The 316-nt window shown below is 42.1% G+C and carries 1 pseudogene; it reads right to left on the bottom strand.

Going from position 1 to position 316, the window contains the following annotated elements:
- Positions 1 to 60: 60 nt before the first annotated feature.
- Positions 61 to 316: pseudogene (locus tag AAA942_RS20275) on the bottom strand (IS256 family transposase, variant Zn-binding type); the annotation flags it as partial.

Genomic DNA, 316 nt, shown 5'->3' with positions numbered 1-316 from the left:
AATGAAGGGGCTTCGTTTTTCGGAGCCCTTTTTTCATGCTTCATTCTTCTTGTTCTATGGCTAAGAAAACCTTTTTCTTCCGGAGTTTTTGAAGTACAGATACCACCTCAGAAAGCTTTTTCTGTTTCCGGTTGAAAGACCTCGGTGGATATTCAAATTGGTTTTTAAATGTCCGAAAAATGACTCCAGCCCATTGGTGGATTTTGGGATTCTGGGGTTGTCCAGGTAGGCAAAAAGGTTGGGCAAGGCGCTTTTCAAAACCGAGAAGGAACGTCTCAACAGTTTGTGTTTATACCAAAACTTTCCCGTAATGGGA

The sequence above is a fragment of the Algoriphagus sp. oki45 genome, from assembly GCF_036245605.1.
In the GTDB taxonomy this organism is placed as follows: domain Bacteria; phylum Bacteroidota; class Bacteroidia; order Cytophagales; family Cyclobacteriaceae; genus Algoriphagus.
The sequence above is the reverse complement of the archived record's forward strand: the minus strand, read 5'-3'. Positions and strand labels throughout refer to the sequence as shown.